This is a genomic window from Chloroflexia bacterium SDU3-3, from assembly GCA_009268125.1.
In the GTDB taxonomy this organism is placed as follows: domain Bacteria; phylum Chloroflexota; class Chloroflexia; order Chloroflexales; family Roseiflexaceae; genus SDU3-3.
Map to the genome: position 1 here is coordinate 179640 of WBOU01000006.1, position 24670 is coordinate 204309.

Sequence of the window (24670 nt, forward strand, 5' to 3'; positions counted from 1 at the left end):
CTAGTCGGCAGAGCCGCGCACCTCGGGCGACGCGCCCACGGCGGCGGTTGCGCGCTCGCGCCGAAACATGCGCGTGAATCGCGTGGTGATCGAGTCGAGCAGCGAGTAAGCCACCGGCACCACCAGCAGCGTCAGGAACATCGATGTGATCAGGCCACCGATCAGCACCACCGCCAGGCCACGCCGGAACTCGGTGCCCTGGCCGCTGGAGAACAGGTGGATGCTGAGCGCGGTGGGCAGCGAGCCGGCCACGATCGCCAGCGTGGTCATCAGAATGGGGCGCAGGCGCACCGAGCCAGAGCGCTCGATCGCCATGTGCTTGGGCATCCCGGCCTTACGCAGGCGGTTGGTGAAATCGACCAGCAGAATCGAGTTTTTCGTCACCAGACCCAGCAGCATGATCAGGCCGATCATGCCGGTGATGTCCATCTCGATGCCGGTGAGGATCAGCGAGATAAACGCGCCGATGAAGCTGAACGGCATGGCCAGCATGATCACCAGCGGCTGCGTGAACGAGCCGAACTGCGAGGCAAGCACCATATACACAAACAGCACCGAGAGGCCCATGGCGATAAATAGCGTCGAGAAGCCCTCGGACTGCATCTGCGCGGTGCCTACAAAGCTGAAGATCAGGTCGCCCGAGATATCCGGCGGCAGCGAACTCTTGACCGCATCAACACGCGCCTGGATGTCCTTCTGCACCTCGGCGGATGTGCGCCCGACCACGTTTGCGCCGATCAGCACCTGGTTCATGCGGTCGTAGCGGCGGATGCTGGTGGGGCTGGCCCCGCCCTCGGCGGTGACAAGCGCGCTCAGCGGCACGCTGCCCGCCGCCGTCGGCACAGCGATGCCGCGCAGGTCGTCGGTCGAGGCGCGGTCGCCGGGCTGCAGCTGCACAAACACATCCACATCATCGCCGTTCTGGCGGAAGACGGTGGCGGTGTCGCCGTTGATCAGCGCCCGCACCGAGATAGCGATGCTCTGGTTAGTGATGCCCAGATTGCCGGTCTTGGCCGGGTCGGCGTGGAACTGTAGCTCGGGCTTGCCCGGCTTGTACGAGGTATCGACATCCACCAGGCCCGGGATGCTGTTGGCCTCGCCCTGCAGCTTCAGCAGCACCGGCGCGATCTCCTCGACCTGCTTGGTGGTCTGCACGCTCATCTGGATGGTGCGGCTGGTCACATCGGCGCTGCTGCCGCCCTGGTAGGAGGGCTGCGCGAAGGCCAGCTTGCGCAGGAAGCCCAGCTGGGGGCGCAGCTCATCCTGGGTCTCGACCGTGGGCGTGCCCGGCTTCAGCTTCACAAAGAAGCTGGCGCGCTCGGCGTTGCCGGTGAAGCCCACCGTCGAGATCACCGCATCCACACGCGGATCGTTCAGCAGCACCTGCTCGGCCTGGCGGGCCAGCTTATCGGTCTGGGCCAGCGCGGTGCCTGGCTCCAGCTCGAACTGCATGGTGAACGAGCTGCTCTCCTGGCCGGGGAAGAACGAGAACTTGAGGTGGGTGGCGACCCAGCCGCTCAGCAGCAGCACCACCACGGCGATCACCACCACCAGCCCACGGTGCAAGAGCGCCCAGCCCAGCACCCGCCCGTAGAAGCGGCCCAGCGCGCCGGGGTCGTCCTCGGCCTCCAGCATGGCGTGGTCGGCCTCGGCATCCGCCGTGGGCGGCACCGTCTCGGCGCGGGTCGACTCGGCCTGCGGCTGGCCCTTCAGCTTGCGGGCCGCGATCTCGGCCAGCGAGCCGTGGGGCAGGCGCTGCTTGAACAGATAGGCCGAGAGCATGGGGGCCAGCGTGAACGCCTCGATCAGCGAGAGCGCCATGGCCGAGGCCACCGTAAGGCCAAACGACTTGAAGATGATGCCGGTGATGCCCGATGTGAACGTGACCGGCAGGAACACCGAGATGATCGTGAGCGTCATGGCCAGCACCGACAGCGCCACCTCGGCGGTGCCGCGGCTGGAGGCCACACGCGGGGTCTCGCCGCGCTCCATGTGGCGGAAGATGTTCTCGCGCACCACGATCGCGTCGTCGATCACCAGGCCCACCGAGAGCGAGAGCGCCAGCAGCGTGATCAGGTTGATCGACAGCCCAAAGGCCTGCAGCGCCACAAACGTGCCGATCATGATCACCGGCAGGCCGGAGATAGTGACCAGGGTGTTGCGGATGTCGCGGAAGAAGATCAGCACGATCAGCATGGCCGACACCGCCGCGATCAGCAGCTCCTCGATCGCGCTCTCGACCGAGCTGCGCACGGCATCCGACTGGTCGTTGGGGATGTAGTACTTCAGGTCGGTGCGATTGGCGAAGATCGCGGTCAGCTCGGCCTTCACCGCCTCGGCCACCGACACCGTGTTGGTGCCCGACTGCTTGCGCACCGCTAGGCTGATCGCATCCTGGCCATTCAGGCGCGCGTAGCTCTTCTGCTCGGCGATGCCATCCACCACCCGCGCCACATCGCCCACCCGAAACGCTGTGCCGGTGATCTGGATGCGCTCGATGTCCTTCGGCTCCTGGATCATGCTGGGCGCGCGCAGGCTGATGTCGCGCTCGCCATCGCCGATCGAGCCAAGGCCATAGTTGGTGTTGGCCGCCTGGAGCGAGCTGATGATCTGCGACGGCAGGATCTGCCGCGTCTTCAGCTGATCCAGGTTCATCTGCACGTTCAGCTGGCGCTTCTGGCCGCCGTTCACATCCACCGCGCCCACGCCGGGGATGCGCTGCAGGCGCGGCACGATGTCGTCATCCACCAGCTTGCGCAGCTCCAGCGGCGAGCGGCTGCCGTCGGAGGCGACCGCCACCGTGAGGATGGCCTGATCGTTCGGGTCGAACTTCAGGTAGGTCGGGTCGCCCACATCGCTGGGCAGGCGCGGCAGCAGCGCGTTAACCTTCTCGCGCACATCCTGCTCGGCCCGGTCGACATCCACACCGGCCTGGAACTCGACCACAATTGTGGCGGTGCCCTCGCTGGAGGTTGAGGTGATGTGCTTGACGCCGTTGATCGTGTTGATGCGATCCTCGATCGGCTCGGCAACCTGATCGGCCACGCTCTGCGGGCCAGCGCCGGTGTAGGGCACGGTCACCGCAACAATGGGGATGTTGAAATCGGGCAGCAGGTTCACTGGCAGCGCGCTGTACGCTATCAGGCCCGTCACCACCGCCAGCAGCATCAGCATGGTGATGAATACTGGCTGGCGGATTGAGGTATCGGCAATGATATTGCCATCCAGCCCGTCGTTCCGTGCGGGTTTCGCCATCATCTACCTCAGAAAATCATCCTTCAAGATCTTGTAACAAGCTTAACTATAGAGTAAACTATTCTAACACGCAAGTAGCTATTTGGTCGTATTCGTTTACTTTTCAGCAAGAGATCCTACTACCCCGGCTACACCCGATCAAGCGACCAAGCGCACCCTTCAGCATGCAACCAATAGCGGGGGCTCAGCATAAGGCAAAACACATGAGACACTCACTCCGCGAGCGACGAAAGCAGCAGCTACGCGACGAGATCCTCGATGCGGCCCGTACCCTGCTCGATCAGAACGGCATGGCCGCCGTGGTGATGGACGAGCTGGCCACGCTGGCGGGCATCTCCAAGCCCACGCTCTACAACCACTTCCCCAGCGGCAAAGATGAGGTGATCGCCGCCCTGATCGCGCGCGAGATCCACCGCATCCTCGCCATCACCGACCCGAAAGACTGTGTCGGCACCCCGCTGCAAGAGCTGGGGCGCATCCTTGAGATGATTGTGCAGAAGCAGATCAACGACCAGCGGCAGCCCACGCGCATCTGGTTCCCCGAGATGAATCGACTGATCTACGATCACCCCGAGATGATGGATGCCTTCAGCAAGCTGGAAGAGCGTATGAGCACGCTCATCCAGGCCGCGCTCGACATGGGCGAGATCGACCCGCGCTTCGACACGCCCACGATCATGCGCGCCTTCTACGCCCTGGTCACCTGCCTGCACTTCCAGCCCAGCAGCATGATCGGCATCCCCAACCCGCAGAGCACGCCGCAAAACCTGGCGCGGCTGTTCTGCCGTGGCGTGCAATCTGCAGTGGGCACAGCCAAAGGCTAGAAGAGGGACTATCTATGAATACCGATGAGATTCTGGAAGCCTGGCCCGCCACGCTAGAAGAGGCTGAGCAGATCCAGCAGATGCTGCGTCACCAGGTGATCGCCAGCGACGACTTTGGCCAGATCCGCACGATCGCGGGGGTGGATGCGGGCTACCAGGGCGATCAGGCCAAGGCCGCGATCGTGGTGCTGTCGTACCCCGACCTGCGCCCGCTGGCCTACACGCTGGCCTACGCGCCAGCGCCCTTCCCCTACATCCCGGGCTTTCTCTCGTTCCGCGAGGCCCCGGCGGTGCTGCGCGCCCTGGACGAGATCGCGATCAAGCCCGACATGCTGGTGGTGGATGGCCAGGGCATCGCCCACCCGCGCCGCCTGGGCATCGGCGCGCACCTGGGCGTGCTCACGGGCATCCCCACGATTGGCTGCGCCAAATCGCTGCTGTGTGGCCGCCACGACCCGCTGCCCGACGAACGCGGCGCGTCGGTGCCGCTCACCCACCGCGGCGAGCAGATCGGCGCGGTGCTGCGCAGCAAGGTGGGCGTGAAGCCGCTGTACATCTCGGTGGGCCACCGCATCAGCCTACCCACCGCGCTAGATGTGGTGATGAGCTGCGTGACCAAGTACCGCCTGCCCGAGACCACCCGCGCCGCCGACGGGCTGGCATCCCACGGGCGCATCCCCCAGATCGACCTGCAGGCCCCCCAGCAGCAGCTGCTGCTCTAGCCCGCGCGGGCGCGCAAAACGACCACAGGCGTGGCACATGCTGCCACGCCTGCGAGATAGACTGTTTGCATAAAGATGTGGGGCTAGTGACTAGCGGTCGTGTCGATCGAGGAAGCCCTCGGGGTTGACGCGCATCTCGACCACCGTCAGGATGATCAGGCCGACCAGGCCGGCGAGGATAGTGTGGATGATCAGGCCGATGATCGGGTCGGGGCGGCCCGCCGTCAGATCCATCTGCCAGTGGAAGAAGGCAAAACCGATCACAAACAGCGTCCAGCCCATCCACAGGGCCACCTGCTTACCTTTGCCGCCGTTGTCGTTCGTGGCTGCCTCCTTCGCGCTCACGTCGTTCGCTTTGATCAGCATCTCTCACTCCTGACTCCTGCCAGTGCTGGGCGGTTGTCGGCCCGCCCGACTGACAGATGTAACTTTAACGTTAACGTCAAGTTTGCGGTAAAAAAAACTAGTCGCTTACCGGAATAGCAGCGATCGACTCCTCGATGCGAGTGATGCTCGCCTGCAGGTCGTCGCGGAACTGCTGGAGGGTGTAGAGCTTCTCGTCGGTCTCGGCCAGGTGCTCGTGTAGGATCTCGAGCACACGCCGCTTGCCGCGGATGCCGGTCGAATCTTCGCAGTAGAGCGGGATGACTTCGACGATATCCTCAAGCCGCAGCCCGAGCTGCTTGAGCATGTCGATTTTATGAAGCCGCGCTACCTCTGCGTCGGAGTAGTAGCGGAAGCCCTGGCCCTCGCGCTCGCAGGGGCCGAGCAGGCCAAGGGATTCGTAGTAGCGGATCGTCCGAGGCGTGACGCCGGCCACTTCAGCCAGCTCGCCTATACGCATCTTGTCTTTCATGATTGTACCTTGACGTAAACGTCAAAGTGAGTATAGCAGGCTTGTGATGAAAACGCAAGCCTTTTTCGCTGAGATCTTGCTGGCATTTTGCTGGAGGGTTGCCCACACCGCACGATTGATGTTATGACAAAGACCCAGCACCTTATGGTACTGGGTCTTCTCGGGTGATGGTCGGGGCGAGAGGATTCGAAGCCAAACCCTAACGATAAAGCCTGTTGCCTCTTTTCTGAGGCTTCAACAGGACATGTTTATGATCACCCTTTCAGAATACCCGCAAATCTTGCCTATTTCAAGCCTCCATGGGCCACCCACCACCGGCCCACGCACAGGGGCCGCAGCGCCCCCGCTCACTAGGCGCATGCCCATAGTGTAGCAGCCCACCACCCATCCAACCAACGGCCTTTTGCAGCACAGCACCCACTACCGTGGGTAGCCTTGCTGTGCTGCACTCTGAAACCATATGAGGCATGTATGAGCATCACTACCCCCAAGACGATCACGATCACCCTTGACGCATACACCCTGGAGCTGCTGAACGAATATAAGCGCCGCATGCTCAAGAGCTACAACGAAACCCCATGTGAGAGCGATTATGAATATGGGTACTACCTGCAACAGGCCGCCCGCAGGCATATGAGCGAGGAAAACGAGCGCCCCGAACCGGAGGCCGGTGAGGGCCTGCGAGCTACAGAGGCCATGTGGCGCTTGGTTTCCGCTGCCGACGCCCAGCCCACGCCCGCCGCGCCGGAGGACGACCATGCAGCCTAGGCAGCATGAGCTACGCGAGCTGCTGCCGGGCACGCTGGGCGGGCTGGCGCTGGCCACGCGGCGCGGCGCGGCCCACCTGGCGGGCATCGGCCACGTGGGCGGGCTGCACACCGCCCAGCGCTACGGCGCGGCGTACATGCGCGAGCTAGGCCGCAAGGGCGCGCATGAGCGCTGGCGGCGCGCCCGCCAGCCGCGCACGGTCGAGGAGCACGCCACCGGCCAGCTCATCGCCGTCTACCGCCGCGTGTGCTACCGCCGCCCGCGCAGCCGCGCCCGCCGCCCGCAGCCGGTCTTCATCCTCCTCTGGGAACCCGAACAGGATTAGCGCATGCGACAGAACAGCTTCGATACCTATGAGATCGCCCAAGGCTATACCGCTGCGGGGTTAAGTGTCATCCCGATCCTGCGCGGCACCAAGGCCCCACATCCTGAGCTGCTGCCCAAAGAATGGGATGACGAGAAGCAGCAGCCCAGGGCCACATGGAAACCCTTCCAAGAGCGCCGCGCCTACCCCCAAGAGCTGAAGCGCTGGTTTAGCGGCACGGATGCGGGCATCGGCATCGTGGGCGGCGCGGTGAGCGGGGGCCTGGTGGTGATCGACCTGGAAAGCGTGGCCCTGGCCGACCAGTGGCGCGCGATCGCCGCCGACCTGGTGAGCGCCGATCTGCTCGACCGGCTGCCCGTGGTGGCCACCGGCAAGGGCAAGCATGTGTACTTCCGCATGCCCGACCCCATCGGCAACCGCAAACTGGCCAAGGTCGGCAAGACCATTTTGGCCGAGACACGCGGCGAGGGCGGCTATGTGCTGGCCCCGCCGTCTGTCCACCCCACCGGCGCAATTTACGAATGGTGCGCCGGAGACCCCGACGCCATCCCCATGCTCACGCTGGCCGAGGCCACCGCGCTGATCGACGCGGCGCGGGCCTTGGCCCCCACCACCGAGCACCCCAACAGTCAGGGCGCGGCCACCGGCGACGGGCGCAGCGTGATCGACACCTTCAACCAGCGCCGCACGATTGCCGAGATCCTGACCGCCCACGGCTACCAGGCCGAGCGCGGCGGGCGCTTCATCCGCCCTGGCGGCGAGCGTTCGAGCGTGGTCATTCACGAGGGGCGCAGCACGCACTACAACCCCACCGACACGCTCTACAGCGAGGCCCCAGGCGGTGGCTTGCATAGCCACTCGCCCTTTAGCGCGTGGTGCCAGCTGGCCCACGGCGGCGATCTCAAAACGGCCGTGCGGGCCGCTGCGGCGGAGCTGGGCATCAGCCGCCCGCCGCCCAGCCCTGCGGCGCTCTTGGAGCAAGGCAGGCGCTGGGGCGGGATGGAGCAGGAGAACACCAGTTGGCCCTACTTCCTGCACGAGGGCGGCATGTGGATGGAGCGCACCGACCGTGACGGCGGGCCAAAAGCGCCGCTGATGATGACCAACTGGACGGCGCAGATCGTGGCCGAGGTCGCCCAGCACGATGGGGAAAACTGTACCGAGTTCTACCGCATCACGGCGCGCTGTGGGGCCAAGGCCCGCACGCTTGAGATGGAGTGCAGCGAGTACGAGGGCGAGGCCGCGCTGGGGCGGATCGTCGCTTCCCTGGGGGCAAAGGCGCGGGTCAACCCCGCCGCGCAGTCGCGCTACATCCTCGACGCGATCAAGAGCCTTTCCACCGACCTGACCGAACAGGTGATCCACAACCACACCGGCTGGGTCGACGGCCAATTTCTGCTGCAAAACGGCGCGGTGAGCGCGGCGGGCTGGCAGGGCGCGGCGGGCGACAGCCCCAACCGCGCCCACCTGCCGCAGCGGATCGAGCGCTACCGCCTGAACCCGCCCAGCGACGCCAGCATGGTGGACGCCATGCGCCTGTTTGATGACCTGCTGCAGCTTGCGCCCAGCGCGGTGATGGTGCCCTTGGTCGGCGCGGTGCTGCTCTCGCCCATCCTCACCCAGCTGGAGACCGCCGCGCCCATGGTGCATGTCTACGGCCCGACGGGCTGCCACAAGACTAGCATCTCATGTGCGGCGCTCTCGCTGTGGGGCGACTTCATGCCCGCCCACCCCACCGACACATGGACGAGCACGGCCAACAGCATCCAGCAGCTTGGCTGGCATCTCAAAGATGTGCCCATGATCCTGGATGACTACAAGGCCGCAAACGTGCAGCCCAAGCATGTGACCTTCCTGCTGCAGAACTACGGCGACGGCATGGCGCGCGGGCGGCTCGACGCCAACAGCAACGCGCGGGCGGTCTTCCCCGTCCGGGCGGTGCTGATCTCCTCGGGTGAGGATCAGCCCGAGGGCGAGGCCTCGACGCTGGCCCGCATCCTCTCGGTGCCGCTCCAGCGCGGGTCGGTCGACCGCGACCGGCTCACCACGCTGCAGCACGAGGCGCGGCTGCTGCACCACATCACCATGGGCTACCTGCAGTGGCTGGCCGTGCACCAGGCCGACCTCGTGGAAACCAACAAAGAGGCGTTCAAGCAGACCCGTGCGGCCATCCTGGCCACGCTGGAGCAGACCGAGCACGCCACCAACGCGGGGCGCGTCGCGGGGAATGTGGCCGCGCTGTTTGTGGCCTGGGAGATGTTCACGCGCTTTCTGAAGGGCGGCAAGCTCTGGAGCGAGACGCAGATCAGCAGCTGGATCAAGACATGCAAATACGAGCTGCTGGCACTGGCCAAGCAGCAGATCCAGCTCACCACCAACGAGCGCTATAGCCAGCTGTTCCTCGAAAGCCTGCGCGGGCTGCTGGCCAGCGGGCGCGGCTACATCGTCAACCTCGAAGGCGAGGCGCAGCCGGAGATGGCCACCAGCCAGATCCTGCTCGGCGCACGCGACCGGCAAGGGGTCTACCTGATCTGCAACGTGGCCTATGACGAGATCGCGCGCCTGCACCGCAGCGCGGGCCGCACGTTTGGGGCATCACAGCGGGCCGTCTCGCAGCTGCTCGATCAGGATGGGCTCTTATGCTCGAAGGAGGCCCCATCACTGTGTATGCACAAGCGGATCAACGGCACGAGGCCCACATGTTGGCACCTTCCGGCGGATATTTTCGACTGACGGAAGGGGGTGTATTCACAGAACATGTGACACATGTGACAGCACCCCTTTTTGGCGCATCCCTATCACCAATCAGCTGTCACATGTTCGGCAAAAATTCATGTGACAAACATGTGACACATGTGACAACAGGCAAAAAAACGGGCATGTGTCACATGTTCATGGCCATGAGCTGTCACATAAAGAAATGGCATCCCAATGGCCTAAAACGCCATTTTGCAATGGCCTGTCACATGAAGCAAAAATGAACATGTGACAGCTTCCGCCCGCTCTAGGAGCGGGTAAAACGCCAAGTGTCACATGTGTCACATGAACTTTTTCATAGCACTAGGGGGGGGGCGGTGGAAAAACGCGAAAAACCATGGTGGACATGCCCCACATACCGACAAAGGAGAAACCACAATGCCCCAAGAGATGTACGACGCCGCCCTGTACTACTGGAATACCGGCATCAGCGTGCTGCCCATCCGCCCCGGCACCAAACAGCCCTACGAGCGCGACATGGTACGCCGCTTCTCGCATAGCCACCCCACCACCGCGCAGCTGCGCGAATGGTTCCGAGAGGGAGATGCACAGATCGGGATTGTGTGCGGCCCGATCAGCGGCGATCTGCTGGTGTTCGACTTCGAGCACCGCGCCGCTGCGGCCAGCTGGCTGGCGGCCACGGGCCTGGATACCGAACGCTTCCCCGTGGTGCACACCGCGCACGGCACCCATGTGTATGTCTGCACGGGGCATCAGCTCATGCACCAGACCCGCGCCACCCTGGCGGCGCTGGATGGCGTCATCCAGGTCGAGACGCGCGGCGCGGGCGGGTATGTCCTGGCCCCGCCGTCGCTGCACCCCAGCGGCGCGCGCTATGAGCTGGTGTCGGGGGTGATCAGCCGCTACCAAATCCCGATTCTTGACGACGCGGAGGCCGAGCAGCTGATCAGCCAGGCGCAGCAGCTGGGCACGCCGGTGGCCGTGCCGGTGGTGCCGACCCATCCCGCCACGCCCTACGCGACCGCCGACGCGTGGCCGCTGGGCATCCCCAAGCACGCCCAGCACGTGCGGCAGATCGGGGATTACTGGCTGTGGGAGTTTGGCGGGGGCGTGCTGTGCCTGGGCGCGGTGGGGCCGACGGGCGAGATCGGGCCATCCATCCGCCTGGGCCACTCGCTTGGGGCCTTCCTGGAAGACCTCGACCAGCACCGTGAGCGCTTGCGCCAGGCCATCGCCGAGGAGCAGGCCCGCGAGGCCGCCTACCAATACTATGTTGAGGGGTTGCGGGAACGGTGGGATGAGGATGAAGACTAGCCCCAACAAACAAGTATGGCGCGGTGTTCCCCGCACCGCGCCACGTGGCGGGAAGTGAGCCACCCGCCACCCAATATCATAACAGAAAGTGAGCCTAGCCCATGTCAATCATCAAAACCACGCCTACGACGGAGGCCGCCAGCGGGGCCGACCTGCTCCAGCTGGACGCCGCGCTGTTGGAGACGCCCGCCGCCAAGCGGGCCTTGCAGGTCGGCCTCTTGCAGGCCAAGCGCGAGGCCCTGGCCAGCGCGGGGGTGCTGGCCCGCTGCGGTCGCCCGCTGCTCATCGCCGTGATCGCGGTGTCCTTCCTGCATATCTGGGATACCATCGCCTTGGTGAAGCCCACATGGGTGGGCGAGCTGCAACTGCCCGCCGCGCTGTACCACGCCACGGCGGGGGCCTTCACCCTGGCGATTGATGCCGCCGCGTTCTACTGCGTGGCGGCGTCGGGCACCGCCGCGCTCGCCCTGGGGCCGCAGCGCCGCCGCTGGGGCGTGGGCTTCTTCATGCTGCTCACCTTCCTGCTCAACGCGGCCTATGTGGTGCGCTACGCCCCCGCGCTGGATGCGGCCATCCGCACCGGCGTGCTTCCGCTGCTCGATGTGCTCTTTGCCTTCCTGCTTCCGGCCTTTATCCCCGTGGCGGTTGTGTCCGTCGAGGGGGCCGCACAGCGGGTCGAGCTGGCCCGCCTGCGCCTCTTGGTTGAGACGACAGCCCTTGAGGAGCTGATACAAAGCCCCGTGAAGCTCGGAGGCCAAAAGCCCCAAAAAGCATCCCAAAGCATTTTGGGGGAAACAGCGCGGCTCTCCGTGGGGGCATCCGTCGAGGCGCTGGGGGAAGCGGTCGCGGGGGCATTGTCCCCAGGCCGCCCGCGTTACGCCCTGGCCGACCTGGTGGCTCACCTGCCCATCGGTGAGCGCCGCACCCGCCACGAACTGCAACAGGCCCTTGGCTGTGGGGAAAGCACCCTTGATCGGCTGCTGGCTGAGGCCGTGACCGCTGGCCAGGTCGAACGGGCGGGCAGGGGGATGTATCAGGTAAAGGGGTAACAGCTATATGCAAGCCTGCCGCCCCAAGTGGGGTGGCAGGCCTGTACATGGAGATCTTGCATGTGGTATTAGAATCGGCTATACTCAATTATCAAGTTTCTTGCTTTACTTCAAGTTCAATTCTTATCAAGCAAGAATAATTTCACAATATTATTTATGATCACATAATTCATCCCTAGTTTTATTTACATTCAGGAGTAAAGTTATGTCAGTTATGGCATTCAACCCATTTTTGAAAAGTATCGATGAAATAGATGTAGACGATCTGAGTAAATTGAGGAGTATTGCAGAGGGTTGGTATATAGAATATAAAAGCCAGGTTGTTCCGAATCAAAATATAGCTAAATCGCTCTCAGCATTTGCTAATCACTTTGGCGGTTGGATATTTTACGGTGTAGAAGGTGAGAAAGGAGGAGGTAATGTAGCTGTGGCTTTTCCTGGATTATCTCAATCTGATACGTCCAAGATGATTGAAAATATAAGAAATGCTGCTAAGGATAGCATATCTCCACCACCATATTATGAATCCAAAGTCATACAAGGGCCTAGTGATCTATTAGGATTACAAAGTGATAAATATATAATTATAGTTCGTATACCGAGCGGTACTCACCTGCCATATATAACTGACGGTCGAATATATAGACGTATAGCTGATTCCTCAGACCCTAAAAAGGAAACAGATCGCGTCGTATTAGATGACTTATGGAGGCAACGCGAAAAGCGTGAACGGTTTATATTAGATAGATTAGATGAAATGCCGCATATATCTAAGGGTGAAGAAGATGATATATTTATGCACTTATTCTTATTAAATGGTTTAGATGATAGTTTTAATAATAATGGGTTTGGTTTTGATAAATTCGTAGATGTAATGTCAGGATCAGAAGACGGCTACTCTATTAAATTTGATAACTTTTTTTCAGATTCAGATGGCTTTGTTGCGAGATATATAGGTAATAATGATCCATATAACATGAGTATGACTTGGAAATATTTCTATGATGGTTCCAGTATTGTAAGTTTCAGATTAAGACACTACGATTGGAATGATTTCAATGAATACAGACACAATGAAGATGCAAGATTACTTGAATACGAGTATGGAAGTTCCTTATTAGATATAGCTAACCTAAAAAACCATAAGTATATTAAATTTATAGACGTAAATCTAGTTATATTGGTAGTTTTAACATTCATAAATAAACATTTAAGGTTAATGTCGGAAAAAGGGGATTTAAGGCATTTCTATGCTAAGGCATATCTGAATAATATATGGAGAACAACTCCTTATATAGATATTAAAGAATATTTAGATTTTGTAGATAGACATAATTTCCCAATACTTCAGCGTGAAGATCAATTTGCTCCACCAGGAAAGGATTTACAGGACTTTGTAATAATTAACCCAGATTGGGATATCAAGGATCCTTTGATATTTCAGTTTTCTAATTCAGCCGTGTTATTGAAGTACATAGTAAACGCTTTAGGATTGCCTGATAGTGTTGTATTTTTAAGCAATGATTGGATTAATGCAATAAGAAGATGTAGAGATATTATACAAGGGTAATTTGTAGTATATTGTGCTTATATGTGTAATATATAGTCCCGCCGCCCTTGATAGGTAGCGGGGCTATATATTATGCTCCCTCTGGCGTCTCTTCTTTTGCTTTCTCCTCCTCGCTCTTCTCCTCCTCGCTGGCCTTGGCTATCTCCTGGTGGAACAGCGCAGCGGCCAGCGAGGTGGGGTCGGTATATCCTACTACGCCCTAGCCGACTTGCTAGCCCACCTGCCCACGGGCGAGCGCCGCACCCGCCACGAGCTGCAACAGGCCCTTGGCTGCGGGGATTCCACCCTTGATCGGCTGCTGGCCGAGGCCGTGAGCGCTGGCCAGGTCGAGCGGGCGGGGCGGGGGATGTATCAGGCGAAGGGGTAGCAGCTACGCGCAGGCCCGCCGCCCTAGCTAGGGCGGCGGGCCTGTTTAACATGATCTTGCATGCACTATTGAGATCGACTATACTCAAGTTGGTGAAAAGACTTCAGAAATAAGCTTATAGGGATTGAGACATCAACATGAACATTAGCTTGATTACTAGTAAATAGAAGGAAATCAAAGTTCAATGAATCTCAGATGTTAATACCGTATATTTGAAAGGAAACATAATGACTAAGATATATATTGATACCAATATTTTTGCAAGCTTTTATCATTCCATGTCAGACAATTACAGTGTATTAGACGAGCTTAATCAACACGTTAATTCATTAATATTCACAAAACAAACTTTAAATGAATTCTACAGAACAAGACTAAATGTCATAAAACAAGCAAAAGACAGTCTGAATAATAATATGAAAATAAAATCATTTAGTTCTTCGATATTAAATAAAAATAATGATTTTATTGAGTTGAATAGTATTAAAAATACATTTTCAAGAAAATTAGCAGATGTAAATTCATACTTAGACTCAATATTAGATATAAAGAATGACAGCTTTGCTGATAAATTCTATCTTTTAACCAACAATAATAATGTTTCAGTATTCCCCGTTACAAAAACTAATATTGAAGCAGCAAAAGACCGCAAAGCTTTGGGCAATCCCCCAACATCTAGCAACAAATACACCATAGGTGACGAAGTAATATGGGAATCAATATTAGAAAATATAGATGACGATCTAATTATTGTAACAAGAGATAAAACATATATTGAAAACATTCATATACTTCAAGAGGAATTCATTAAAGTAACAGGGAAAAAGTTAATATCAGTAGAACAAAATATATCAAGTGCCTTGAGGAAAATAGGTGAAATACCATCTAATTCATTAATAGTTGAGGAGGAGAATATTCGAGATGACGCTAATGTAAAACTAGGTGCTTCATTCTGTCCTATATGTAATCATTCATTAGTTACTATAGTCAATGACGAAGGCAATGGAAAAATTACCATCGGCGTACAATGTGAGAATTGTATGTATACCAATTGGGTATTTTAAGTTTCTACATTCTAATAAAACACTATAAGTAGAACATTTCCTCATTCTTTTTTCCTTCCTATTTGATTTAATTAAGGAGCCTCCAAATGGCAGACAAGAAAAACGACAATAATAATATTTTTATATTAACTGATATTCATCCAGATGCTTCTTCTGTATTTCTATACAAATCAAAAAGTATTCAGGACATAAAAGATGAATGTTTAGTAATACTAGATACAAACGCGCTCTTACTTCCATATGCAGTAGGATTAGAAAGCTTGGATCAAATAAAAACGATATACCAGAAATTAGTACATGAAAATAGGCTGTTTATACCAGGACAAGTTTCAAGAGAGTTTTCACGAAACAGATCTACTAAATTAACAGAATTGTTTAGTCAGTTAAGTAGAAAACAAAATATACAACTGAATAAAACTAATTATGCAATACTTGAATCGGTAGAATCTTATAGAAATTTACTGAAAACCGAGAACGATCTAACTAAGCTTATAGGAGATTATAGAAAAAATATATCTGAATTACTTAACACCATTAAATCTTGGTCATGGAATGACCCAGTTACAACTATGTATTCAGATGTATTTAATAACAACGTTATATTTGACTTAGACATAGATAAGGATGAATTCTCTAAAGATTTAGAAAGAAGGATAAACTATAATATCCCACCCGGATACAAAGACGCGTCTAAAAGCGATAATGGTATGGGTGACTTATTAATTTGGTACACCATATTAAAGATAGGAGAAATCAGAAATAAAGATGTTATATTTGTTTCCGGTGATGAAAAGCCAGATTGGTGGCATAAGAGTGAAAATCAAAATATATACCCACGATACGAATTAGTTGATGAGTTCAGACGAAAATCAGGTGGCAATAGCTTCCATATCGTTTCTTTCTCAAATATGCTAAAAATATTTGGCGTCAGCAAAGAAGTTGTTGAAGAAGTAAAAAATGAAGAATCAATCACACATGTAGTTGAATCTAAAACGAAAATCACATCAAAGAATATAGTTAATAGATTAGATATTATAAATAAATCATTAGTTAATTGGATTAAAAATATATATGCTCTTAAAAGTGTTTATTTTAGGGTGAATAATAATACTGAAGATCCAGTTGATTTCATATTTTCAGATATTTCTGGTAATCATTTCGCGGTATTAGTAAATTACATGGGAAATTATCGTATAAGTTTATCTAGATTTCGTAGAAATCTAAGGATTTCAAAAAATACCGTAGACAATGTTGAGGTTGACCTAAAGCCTATAATATTCTTTGTGTTCAATGATGAGTTAAGTACAAAAAATGTTGCTATTGATCAATATGATGATGAATTTGATGACACATCATATGTTGTTGGTTATATTGACGATGATGAGATTTTTCATCATGTATATATACATGATAGAATGAGCCTCTAACTTATACCTATTCTTCCAGCAAAAACAAGGCCCGCCGCCCCAACTTGGGGCGGCGGGCCTCTTTTCTATTCCTTCTCTTGCTGTCTCTCCTCCTCTCCCTCTTCGCCCTTCTCCTCCTCGCTGGCCTTGGCGATCTCCTGGTGGAAGAGCGCAGCGGCCAGCGAGTTGGGGTCGGTGTTAGCCCATGAATGCTGCTTCTTGCGTAGGGGTGGGATTTTTCGTGGTTTTTCGGTCATCGCTTTGTCCTTTCTAGATCAGCCGATCCAGCAGCTGATCTCTGCTGAGGGTGACGGGGCCGAACAGGTCGGCTTGGCCCACGGCGGGCGCGTCCTCGATCAGCTGCGCGTAGCTGGTAAAGAAGGCGCGGATCTTCTTTTGGCTGCGGCCCATGGTATCAAAGTAGAGCAACAGCCGCTCTTGGGTGGGCGTCAACTCGCGGTCAAACATGGTGGCCTGCTCGACGTAGACGGCGGGTGGTAGCTCCTGCTCGCGCAGCCTGGCCAGCATGTCGAGCGCGGCGCTGGCGTCGGCCACCAGGTCAAGATCGGCGGCGCGCTGGCCGCTGGATATCAGCGCCTGGGCGCGGGCCAGGGCGGGCAGCGTGCCCGCGATGGCCGATTCATAGTTCTTGATATTGCTATCAAGACTCTCTAGGAAGGTTTCCGCCAGGCGCTGGCCGCTCGCGCCGGGAAAGACCTTGGTAAACACGGCGGCTTTGATCCGCCAGATGCCCATCTGCGAGAGGGTGCCATCTTTGCGCATTAAAATGGCCTGTTCGTTGTCGCTCAGGGTGTCGGCAAAGGCCCGCACAAACGGCGCGTTGGCCTTGGTGCGTAGTGCCTGGTCAATGCTCTGATCCTCTCTGACCTGAAGCTGTAGCAAGCTGGCTTCGGTCATACGCTGGCTATCAACAAGCGCCGTTTCCAAGGTCGAGAGCTGAAGCACTGGCGGGGCGTTGGCCTCGCGGGCGAACGCGGCGCGGTCGACCTCGTCGAGCCGTTCGCGCACGAGCACCGGCGCGGCCATGCCTTCCAGCTCGGCGGCGTCCAGCCCGCGCTCGGCCAGCGTGGCGCGTAGCTTCGCTTGGTAGGCATCCCACTGGTCGCCATAGGCCGCACGGGCGCGGCGCAGCGCCAGCACACGGCCATTGCCGCTTTCCACCTGGCGATCTGCGCCGATGATGGGCGCTCCCTTGTCCAGCGCGTGAAAATCCCACAGCAGCGATTCGGGCACGATGGCGCGGGCCACGCGGTCGATCTGCTGCTGGCTGGCAGCGCGGTCGCGCATGCGCGGCTGCAAGCGGGCATCATAGGCGGGGTTGATCCCGCCGGTATCGGTGTTCGAGGTCACGAGCTGGTCAAGGTCAACGAGGCGGTAGCGAAAGCGGTAGACCTTGTTGGGGTCGGCCCCAAAGGCGCGGGTCTCGGCGCTGGCCGACGCGCTGTGGGCCTTACGTGGGCGGGGTGGCCGCTCGGCGCGGTTGCGGCGGCGCTCGGCCTGGGCCTGCTCCCGCGCTGCGGCCCGCTCGGTGCGCTCGGCTGCCCGCTGGGCCTCGCGCTGGGCGCGGGCCTGCTCCTGTTGGGCGCGGCGCTCCTCGGCCCGCTGGGCGGTCTCCTGGGCGCGTTGGGCCTCGCGCTGGGCGCGGGCCTGCTCCTGTTGGGCGCGGCGCTCCTCGGCCCGCTGGGCGCGTGCTGCGGCCTGCTGGGCCTCGCGCTGGGCGCGGGCCTGGGCGAGGGCGGCGCGGCGCTCCTCGGCCCGCTGGGCGCGTGCTGCGGCCTGCTGGGCCTCGCGCTCGGCCTTGGCCCGCTCGCGCTCCTCGGGGCTGCGCTGCGGGCTATTGGGGGCCGTGGTCGGCTTCGCCTGGCGGGGGGCGGCGGGGGCCAGCACCTGGCGGGGCGTGGTCGGCGCGGCGGCGCGGGCGCGGCGATGCCTGCGCCGCTGGCGGCGGGCCAGTTGAGGGCGCGGCGCGGGGCCAGCACCTGGCGGGGCGCGGCGCGGACGGGCGAGGAACCGTACCACCTTGACGCCACCGGCCAGCAGCGTGGCCACGCTCGGCACCCACACCGCCACATGCAGCAGCGTTATATCGCCCCCGCTCGGCACCATCACGCCCAACACCCAAGAGGAAAAGAGCTGCATAATCGAGAACAGCAGCTGCACCACCTCGATCATGCCGCCCTCGCCCGTCGCCAGCGCCGCGCCGGTGTGGGCGCGGCCTGGTCGGCCTGGTCGGCGGGTTCCTGGTCGACCTGGTCGAGGGCGGGGGCCTCCTCGCCGGTGAGCTGGTCGAGGGCGGGGGCCTCCTCGCCGGTGAGCTGGTCGATTTCATCCGTGATCGGGGCCGCAGGGTCGGGATTCGTCGCAGATTCGTGCGCCACGCGCCACGCGCCACGTTGGCCATATATGGCTTGCTGCTGCTGAGAAAGCGCCCTGATACGGCGCGGACGATGGGCAATCGCCTTGCTCAGAATCTTTTCTGCTTCGAGCCGCTGCGCGAGTTCTTCTAGCCGGTGCATCCCGATCTTGGCACGCTGGATCGTGGGATGTCGGAATAGCTCTTTAATCGGAAACTTGCCGCCGAAGTCGGCCATGGCCACCTGGAGCAGCAGGGCGCACTCGCGCCGCGCCTTGTCCTCGGCGCTCTCGGGTGTGGCTTCGGCGGGGGCCGCGCCGGTGCAGATCGCGGCCACGCGGTCGCGTACATCCTTGTCCGTGAGCAAGGGCGCTTGCAGCTCGATCAGCTCCATATTGCGCCGGAAGCGCATGCGGCCACGGGAAAGCCCATGGGCGCTGCTGTCATCTACAATCACCCGCGAATCCACTTCGCTGGCCGTGCCAAAGGCAATCCGGCAGGGGAAGTTGGCCTTAATCAGGCCCGTCACCACATCCACCGATGGCCGCTGCGTGGAGATGATTAGGTGGATGCCCACGGCCCTAGCCCGCGCCGCCAGGTCGGCCAACAGCGCCTCGGTGGCGCTGGAGATGCTGCGCTTCTCGCCATTCAGCTGGATTTTGTCGCTGCTCAACATGGCGTTGGCGATCTCATCCACCACCACCACCAGATAGGGCAGCGCCTTTTCTTTCCCCACCTGGTAGTTATACCCGTCGATGTCGCGGGCCTTCTTGCGCATCAGGACGGTGCGCCGCTCCATCTCCTCTTGCAGCTGCTTCAGCATCGCGGGCAGCGCGTCGGCGCGGGTCACGAACTGCGCCACGTGCGGCAGATCCTCGTAAAAGGCCAGCTCCATGCCGCCCTTCAGATCGCAGAGGTAGAGCCGCAGCCGCTCGGGCGGCAGCCGCGCCGCCAGCTGGCACAGCAGCGCGTTCACCATCACGCTCTTGCCCTGCTTGGTGGCACCCGCGATCAGCAGGTGGGGCAAGTCGCGCAGGTCTTCCCACTGCTGTGCGCCGTTCACGCCCACGCCGATGGGCAAGGCCAGCGGCGGCGCATTGGGCGGTAGGGCCATCTCCGCGAAGCGCACCAGGCGCGGTATGGCGCTGCGCTCTTGCAGCTCGACCACAAACCAAAACCCGCCGTTCTTGCCCTTCTTGTGGTCGGTTCTCACTGGATACTTGCAGGCCGCCGCCAGCGTCTCGCAGACCTCCGGCTTGCGCAGGTCGGTGATCGAGACCCCACGCGGCAACCGCAATACATCTACCTCGATGCGGATCTCGTGCGGGGTCGCAATCAAGGGCTGCACGAACTCCACTTGTTGCAGCACGTCGCCATGCTGCTTGCTCTTGGCCCGATAAGCCAAGTTCAACCGCGTGAGCTGGTGCTGGATCACGTTGGCCGCCGATTCGGCGGCCAGCTCCAGCGGGTGACGTTTGCGAAAAAACCACATGGCACACCTTATTGGATTAGCCCCGCTAGCCGCGCCGCATATCGCGCCCGCTGGCGCTCGGGGGCAATCAGCGTATAGCGATGGGGGCGGCTACAGCCCCCTGGTTGCATGGTGATGTAGTGATCACGCACCAACACATGCACCACTTTGTGAATGGTCTGAATGCTATAGCCAGTGTAGTTACTCAGCTCGGTATAGCTCGGGGTCGCATTGCCGGAGGACACAAACGAACGGATCGCCGCAAGGACATGGCCCGCTGCGCCTTTAGGGGAACTCATCGCAGCAACGTACATGGGGAAACCTCACTTACTCCGCATCCATGGGGTCGTCAGGCTCATCGTAGTCATCGGACGGGATCGCCCGCCGGTCGCGGGGCCGCTGGAAGCGCACCACGATGGGCGAGCCATACCGCCCAAGGTAGAACCCGACCGCCCCAAACAGCAGGGGGCTACTACAGATCAGGGCTGAGATCACAATGCTCATGTTCATCGGTGTCATTCCTTAGCGTGTGAAGGTGTGCAAGAGGATGGCCGACCCCAGCAGGAAACACCCGCTGGCCAGCTGCAGTTTCCACGACCAAGCCCGCCAGGCCCGCCAGAGCCGCCCCAGCAGCCCCACACGGCGCGGGGCGGGCCGCTGCGCCCTGGCCGCTGCGGGCGTGCCTGGCTCGGCCCCCAGCACCACCACTTTGTACCGGCGCTGCGTGCGGCCCATCTCACCACCTCCACCAGCGCCGCCGCAGCAGCGTGCGCACCAGCAGGGGAATGACCGCTACAGTATACGCCCTAACGATCTCATCGCCAACCAGATTAGCCAACCACAGGAAGAATTTGTTTAACATAGCGCACCACCGAAATAATCAGCTTGACCAGGCGCACAAAGAAGATAATCAGCAGCGGCGGCAGCAGCGGCGCGAACGGCTCGAAGAGCGAGAGCACGCCCAGCCAGCCGAAGGCCCCGCCGATCTCCGCCGCAATCGGCGCGGCATCAGCCCCGCCCTTGGCCCACGGGTCGGGGCCAAAGGTCGTTTCGCTCCACGCCGTCATGGTCTTGACCGGCCCGAACAGCGCCACCATGGTGGCCGTGATCACCACGCCCTGACCTGGCAGCGACCAGGTGGAGGTTATCACCGCCGCCCAGGTCGGCAGCGGCCCCCACGTGGGCGCGGTGCCCAGCCCTGGCAGCGCGGGCGGGCCGCTGCTGGGCAGCGCCGTAGGGTTGTAGGGCTGCGGCATCCAGGCGGTTGGGAATGGCCCCGGCAGGGTGCCCGCCGTGCCGCCCTCGGGCGTGGCCGTGGCCGTGGGGAACTGCACCACCACCGATGGCCACGGCGGGTACGTCGGGTAGGGCCGCTGCGTTGGATACGGGATCTGCGTCGGGTACGGCGGCGGGGTCAGGTAGGGCCGCTGCGTCGGGTACGGGATCTGCGTCGGGTACGGCGGCGGCGTGGCGTAGCTTGGCCAAGTCGGGTAGGGGATCTGCGTCGGGTACGGTGGCGGGGTCGGCCAGGGCGTGGCCGTGGGCGTGCGCGTCGGCGTGCCCGTCGGGAACACATCCGGCGCACCGAACGCGCACAGCTTCAGCGCCGAGAACGCCACATCGGCCAGCGTGCCGCCCGACACGACCCGCACTTTGTAGGAATAGACCCAACTGCCGTACACAAACGCCTTGGTCGGCGCGAAGTTGGGCACCAGCGAGCTATAGCTGCTGCTGGTCGAGGTGAAGGTAAACGCGCTGTTCTCGCGATCTGTGGGGTCATTGCCCACGATCTCGATCACCGCGCTGGCGGGCGTCCAGCTGCCATAGGCCGCGATCTCGGCGTTGCGCGGGAACGAGGTATAGCCCGCACCGGCCACGATGTCGATGCAGTGGCCTTCTTCCCAGCCCACCGGCGTGGCCGTGGCCGTGGTGGTGGCCAGCGCACCAGGGCAGATCCGCAGCGTGCCATTGCCGGTCAACGTGTAGCTCCCACTGCCCGCGAGACCCAGCGTCAACGGAGCCACCGCCGCGCTTGGGTAGGCGGGCACCGTCGCGCTTTTGCTGCCATCGCTGATCGTGAGCGCCCCCGCGACGGTCTGGATGACCTCGCCATCGCGGATCGAGCCGCTGCCGCTGCCTCGGATGATGTAATCCTCACATTGACCAGGCGCGGGAATGGCCGAACTCGTGGGAATCGCCGTGGGCAGCGCCGCGCCGCTGATCGTGATCGATACCCAGCGCATCGCGCCAGGCAGCGACAGCGCGAGTACGGCCCCCTCCCCCAGCGCATAGCTCCCATTCCCCGTGGGGATCGTCCCCACATTGCCTGGCGTCGACCCCAACTGCACCAGAATATTCGCAAGCGAGACGCTGGGCGTACCGCTGTCCAGAAAATGGGTGGTCAGCTGCACCGTACCCTGTGGAAAGTGCAGGAACATGGGGAACAGATCCGCATCACCCGCCGCTTTGGCCGATCCCAGCGCGAACAGCCACGCATTCCCCTCCGGGATCGGCATGCTGATCCGGCTAATCGTGGCGCTGGCCGTCTCGCCGTTGCGGCTGGGCATCAGGCCATACACGCACAGGGTTGCACCCTCCTGCGGCCAGCTGCTGGCGGCGGCGTCCAGCGCCTGCAAGCGGCGCGGCACGCCTGAGAGCACATACGACCCATTGCCGACCGATGCCATGCCCGCCGCAGTCGCATCCGTGTTCGAGAGATCGGCCACACATCCGGCGCTGGTGTCGGCATAGCCCCACTTCACGTTGTTATAGCTGGTGTTGCCGTAGGACACCGCCACGGTGATGCGATAGGCGGCCCCTGGCACGGTCACGATGCTGCCCAGCAGGACATGGTAGCGATCCGTTCCGGCCCGCACCGCCGAGGAGGCCGACCAGCTGGCCAGCGCCACATCGTCGGCGGCGTCGAGCGGGTCGAACGTGGCAAAGGCCCGCAGCGGCGCGGCCTGCACCGGCCTGGCCAGCCCCACCAGCAGGCCCATAAGCACCACCACCAGCAGCGCCAAGCGTGATTTCATGTATTGGCCTCGCTAAACACGCCGATCACCCAGAGGGCGCACTGTACATACACCAATGCGATGATCGCCCCCCACACCCACCCCAACCGCGAATCAAGAAAGCCTTGGAAGCTATCGCGGAACAGCAAAAAAAAGATGTTGGTTTGCAGCGCGATCACGTGCTCGTTTGGCTGCGGGTTGAGCATGCCCATGAGCAGCTCGGGCAGCACGGCCATGAGCACGGCCACGCCATACGCCACTGCCCCAAACACCGCCGTCAGGAGATCCCACAGCGCCACGATCAGCGACCACAGCCACGCCGCCAGGTCAGCCAGCAGCGGGCCGAGGCTGGCCAGCTGGGCCAGCCCTTGCGCCACGGGTTCGAGCGCCAACCATAGTTCAACCCGTGCGCGGTCGAGCAGCGCCGAGGCCCCCACCCAGAAGAACGCCAGCTGCTGCACCACCCACACCAGCAGCCGCCACAGGCTGTTGATGCTCAGGATGGCCACGCCGTTGACCACCACCTCGACCACGGCCAAGGCTGCGTTGGCCAGCGCGATCAGCCAGCACACCACCGGCATGGCCCCGATGTTCCAGATCTGCACGGCCAGCCAGGCCACCCACAGCCGGATGTCCCACCACTGATCTGGGGGCACTGCATAGGGGGCCACGGTCTGGCCCGTGCCGCCCGCCGTGCTGCACGTCCAGGGAAACGCCAGGTCGATGGGCAGCAGCAGCGGCGGCACTTCCTCCCAGCTGGGGGCGGTCGGCGCGGGGTCGCTGGGCGTGCCGGGGTTGGTGGTCAGCCCCGCGCAGCCCTCCACAATGCGCCGCGCCTGCCACCAGTGCGCTTGGTAGAAGTCATCCAGGGCGGGGTTATGCAAGATGCAGCCCGTATCATGGTTGTAGCAGTCCATGAACAGGCCATCGCCCACGTAGATGGCCACGTGCTGCCCGCCGGTGTAGCGCAAGAACGCCAGATCGCCCACGGCCCAACAGGTAGTCGCCGCGCCGCGCAGATCGGCCAGGGTACAGGGGATCGCCGCGCCGTTGTTCTGCTGCTGGTAGGTGGTACTGCCGATGGTCACGCCCGCTTGCGCGTAGGCCCACCACACCAGGCCGGAGCAGTCAAAGCTATTCGGCCCCGTGCGCGGGTAGGGTGTAAGCGTCACAGGGTCGATGGGGTCGCCCGCCAGCTCGCCGCCCTGGCTGTAGATCGCCCCGCGCTTGGTGAGCGCAGCCACCGCCGCCGCGTAGCAGGGCGCGGTGGTCTGGCCGCGTGGCGCGGCAGCGGCCACCGGCGGGCGGGCGGGGCCGACCAGGCCCACCAGCAGCAGCAGGATTAGGGCAGCGAAAAGGCAGTAACGCATGTGCGGATCATCCCAAAAAACATGGTGATGAACAGCGGGATCACGACCAGCATGCCCGCCTCAGTCTCGACCAGGTGCGGGACAAGATCGGTCAGATAAGCTAGCCCATCCCCAATCTGTCCAAACGGCAACATCTCCATAGATCACCAAAGCGGCTACGGCCTGCGCCATAGCCGCCCTTTCCTACTCGTCTGCGCCCTTCG

20 protein-coding genes are annotated in these 24670 nt (G+C 60.1%); 11 read left to right on the forward strand and 9 right to left on the reverse strand.

Annotated elements, in window-relative coordinates:
• Positions 1-3255 carry an efflux RND transporter permease subunit gene (locus F8S13_11910; GenBank protein ID KAB8142941.1) on the reverse strand — a complete coding sequence of 1085 codons (3255 nt, stop codon included), beginning with the start codon at positions 3253-3255 and terminating at the stop codon, positions 1-3.
• A 164-nt stretch (positions 3256-3419) separates the two neighbouring features.
• Between F8S13_11910 and F8S13_11915 the strand changes: the two genes are divergently transcribed.
• Together F8S13_11915 and F8S13_11920 are read left to right on the forward strand one after the other, a co-directional pair.
• Entirely contained in the window at positions 3420-4079 is a 660-nt protein-coding gene (locus tag F8S13_11915; protein KAB8142942.1) for a TetR/AcrR family transcriptional regulator, read from the forward strand.
• A 14-nt stretch (positions 4080-4093) separates the two neighbouring features.
• Positions 4094-4801: a deoxyribonuclease V gene (locus F8S13_11920; GenBank protein ID KAB8142943.1), complete on the forward strand. Its 708-nt coding sequence runs from the start codon at positions 4094-4096 to the stop codon at positions 4799-4801.
• Positions 4802-4891: 90 nt separating this feature from the next.
• Here the strand turns inward: F8S13_11920 and F8S13_11925 are convergent, their stop codons facing one another.
• Together F8S13_11925 and F8S13_11930 are read right to left on the reverse strand one after the other, a co-directional pair.
• Positions 4892-5167: a hypothetical protein gene (locus tag F8S13_11925; GenBank protein KAB8142944.1), complete on the reverse strand. Its 276-nt coding sequence runs from the start codon at positions 5165-5167 to the stop codon at positions 4892-4894.
• A gap of 97 nt (positions 5168-5264) precedes the next feature.
• Positions 5265-5645 carry a MerR family transcriptional regulator gene (locus F8S13_11930; protein KAB8142945.1) on the reverse strand — a complete coding sequence of 127 codons (381 nt, stop codon included), beginning with the start codon at positions 5643-5645 and terminating at the stop codon, positions 5265-5267.
• Positions 5646-6128: 483 nt separating this feature from the next.
• On the opposite strand from F8S13_11930, the gene F8S13_11935 reads away from it, so the two are divergent.
• The 9 genes from F8S13_11935 to F8S13_11975 all read left to right on the forward strand — a co-directional run bounded on the left by F8S13_11935 (position 6129) and on the right by F8S13_11975 (position 16259).
• On the forward strand, positions 6129-6425 hold the full coding sequence (locus F8S13_11935) for a hypothetical protein (GenBank protein KAB8142946.1): 297 nt from the start codon (positions 6129-6131) through the stop codon (positions 6423-6425).
• Positions 6415-6750: a hypothetical protein gene (locus tag F8S13_11940; GenBank protein ID KAB8142947.1), complete on the forward strand. Its 336-nt coding sequence runs from the start codon at positions 6415-6417 to the stop codon at positions 6748-6750. Before F8S13_11935 ends, F8S13_11940 begins: the two co-directional genes overlap by 11 nt.
• A gap of 3 nt (positions 6751-6753) precedes the next feature.
• Entirely contained in the window at positions 6754-9483 is a 2730-nt protein-coding gene (locus F8S13_11945) for a DUF927 domain-containing protein (GenBank protein ID KAB8142948.1), read from the forward strand.
• 300 nt (positions 9484-9783) lie between these two features.
• The gene (locus F8S13_11950; GenBank protein ID KAB8142949.1) at positions 9784-10782 is read left to right on the forward strand and encodes a bifunctional DNA primase/polymerase; all 999 of its coding nucleotides are present in this window, start codon (positions 9784-9786) and stop codon (positions 10780-10782) included.
• A 101-nt stretch (positions 10783-10883) separates the two neighbouring features.
• On the forward strand, positions 10884-11831 hold the full coding sequence (locus F8S13_11955) for a hypothetical protein (protein KAB8142950.1): 948 nt from the start codon (positions 10884-10886) through the stop codon (positions 11829-11831).
• 205 nt (positions 11832-12036) lie between these two features.
• Positions 12037-13401 carry an ATP-binding protein gene (locus F8S13_11960; protein KAB8142951.1) on the forward strand — a complete coding sequence of 455 codons (1365 nt, stop codon included), beginning with the start codon at positions 12037-12039 and terminating at the stop codon, positions 13399-13401.
• A gap of 148 nt (positions 13402-13549) precedes the next feature.
• Positions 13550-13768 carry a hypothetical protein gene (locus F8S13_11965; GenBank protein KAB8142952.1) on the forward strand — a complete coding sequence of 73 codons (219 nt, stop codon included), beginning with the start codon at positions 13550-13552 and terminating at the stop codon, positions 13766-13768.
• A gap of 227 nt (positions 13769-13995) precedes the next feature.
• Positions 13996-14832, forward strand: coding sequence for a hypothetical protein (locus F8S13_11970; GenBank protein KAB8142953.1), 837 nt, complete (start codon positions 13996-13998; stop codon positions 14830-14832).
• 86 nt (positions 14833-14918) lie between these two features.
• Positions 14919-16259, forward strand: coding sequence for a hypothetical protein (locus F8S13_11975; protein KAB8142954.1), 1341 nt, complete (start codon positions 14919-14921; stop codon positions 16257-16259).
• Between the two features lie 249 nt (positions 16260-16508).
• On the opposite strand, the gene F8S13_11980 is transcribed toward F8S13_11975, so the two are convergent.
• From F8S13_11980 to F8S13_12005, 6 genes are all read right to left on the reverse strand, one after another.
• A complete protein-coding gene (locus tag F8S13_11980) occupies positions 16509-18431 on the reverse strand; it encodes a hypothetical protein (protein ID KAB8142955.1) in 1923 nt (640 codons plus the stop codon).
• Positions 18428-20104: a DNA translocase FtsK gene (locus tag F8S13_11985; protein KAB8142956.1), complete on the reverse strand. Its 1677-nt coding sequence runs from the start codon at positions 20102-20104 to the stop codon at positions 18428-18430. Before F8S13_11985 ends, F8S13_11980 begins: the two co-directional genes overlap by 4 nt.
• A 306-nt stretch (positions 20105-20410) precedes the next feature.
• The gene (locus F8S13_11990; GenBank protein KAB8142957.1) at positions 20411-20593 is read right to left on the reverse strand and encodes a hypothetical protein; all 183 of its coding nucleotides are present in this window, start codon (positions 20591-20593) and stop codon (positions 20411-20413) included.
• A gap of 12 nt (positions 20594-20605) precedes the next feature.
• The gene (locus tag F8S13_11995) at positions 20606-20818 is read right to left on the reverse strand and encodes a hypothetical protein (GenBank protein ID KAB8142958.1); all 213 of its coding nucleotides are present in this window, start codon (positions 20816-20818) and stop codon (positions 20606-20608) included.
• Positions 20819-20913: 95 nt separating this feature from the next.
• Positions 20914-23118 (reverse strand): hypothetical protein, encoded by a 2205-nt coding sequence (locus tag F8S13_12000; protein KAB8142959.1) that lies wholly within the window; start codon positions 23116-23118, stop codon positions 20914-20916.
• Positions 23115-24467 (reverse strand): NlpC/P60 family protein, encoded by a 1353-nt coding sequence (locus tag F8S13_12005; protein ID KAB8142960.1) that lies wholly within the window; start codon positions 24465-24467, stop codon positions 23115-23117. The genes F8S13_12000 and F8S13_12005 overlap by 4 nt, the downstream gene beginning before the upstream one ends.
• Between the last annotated feature and the right edge of the window lie 203 nt (positions 24468-24670).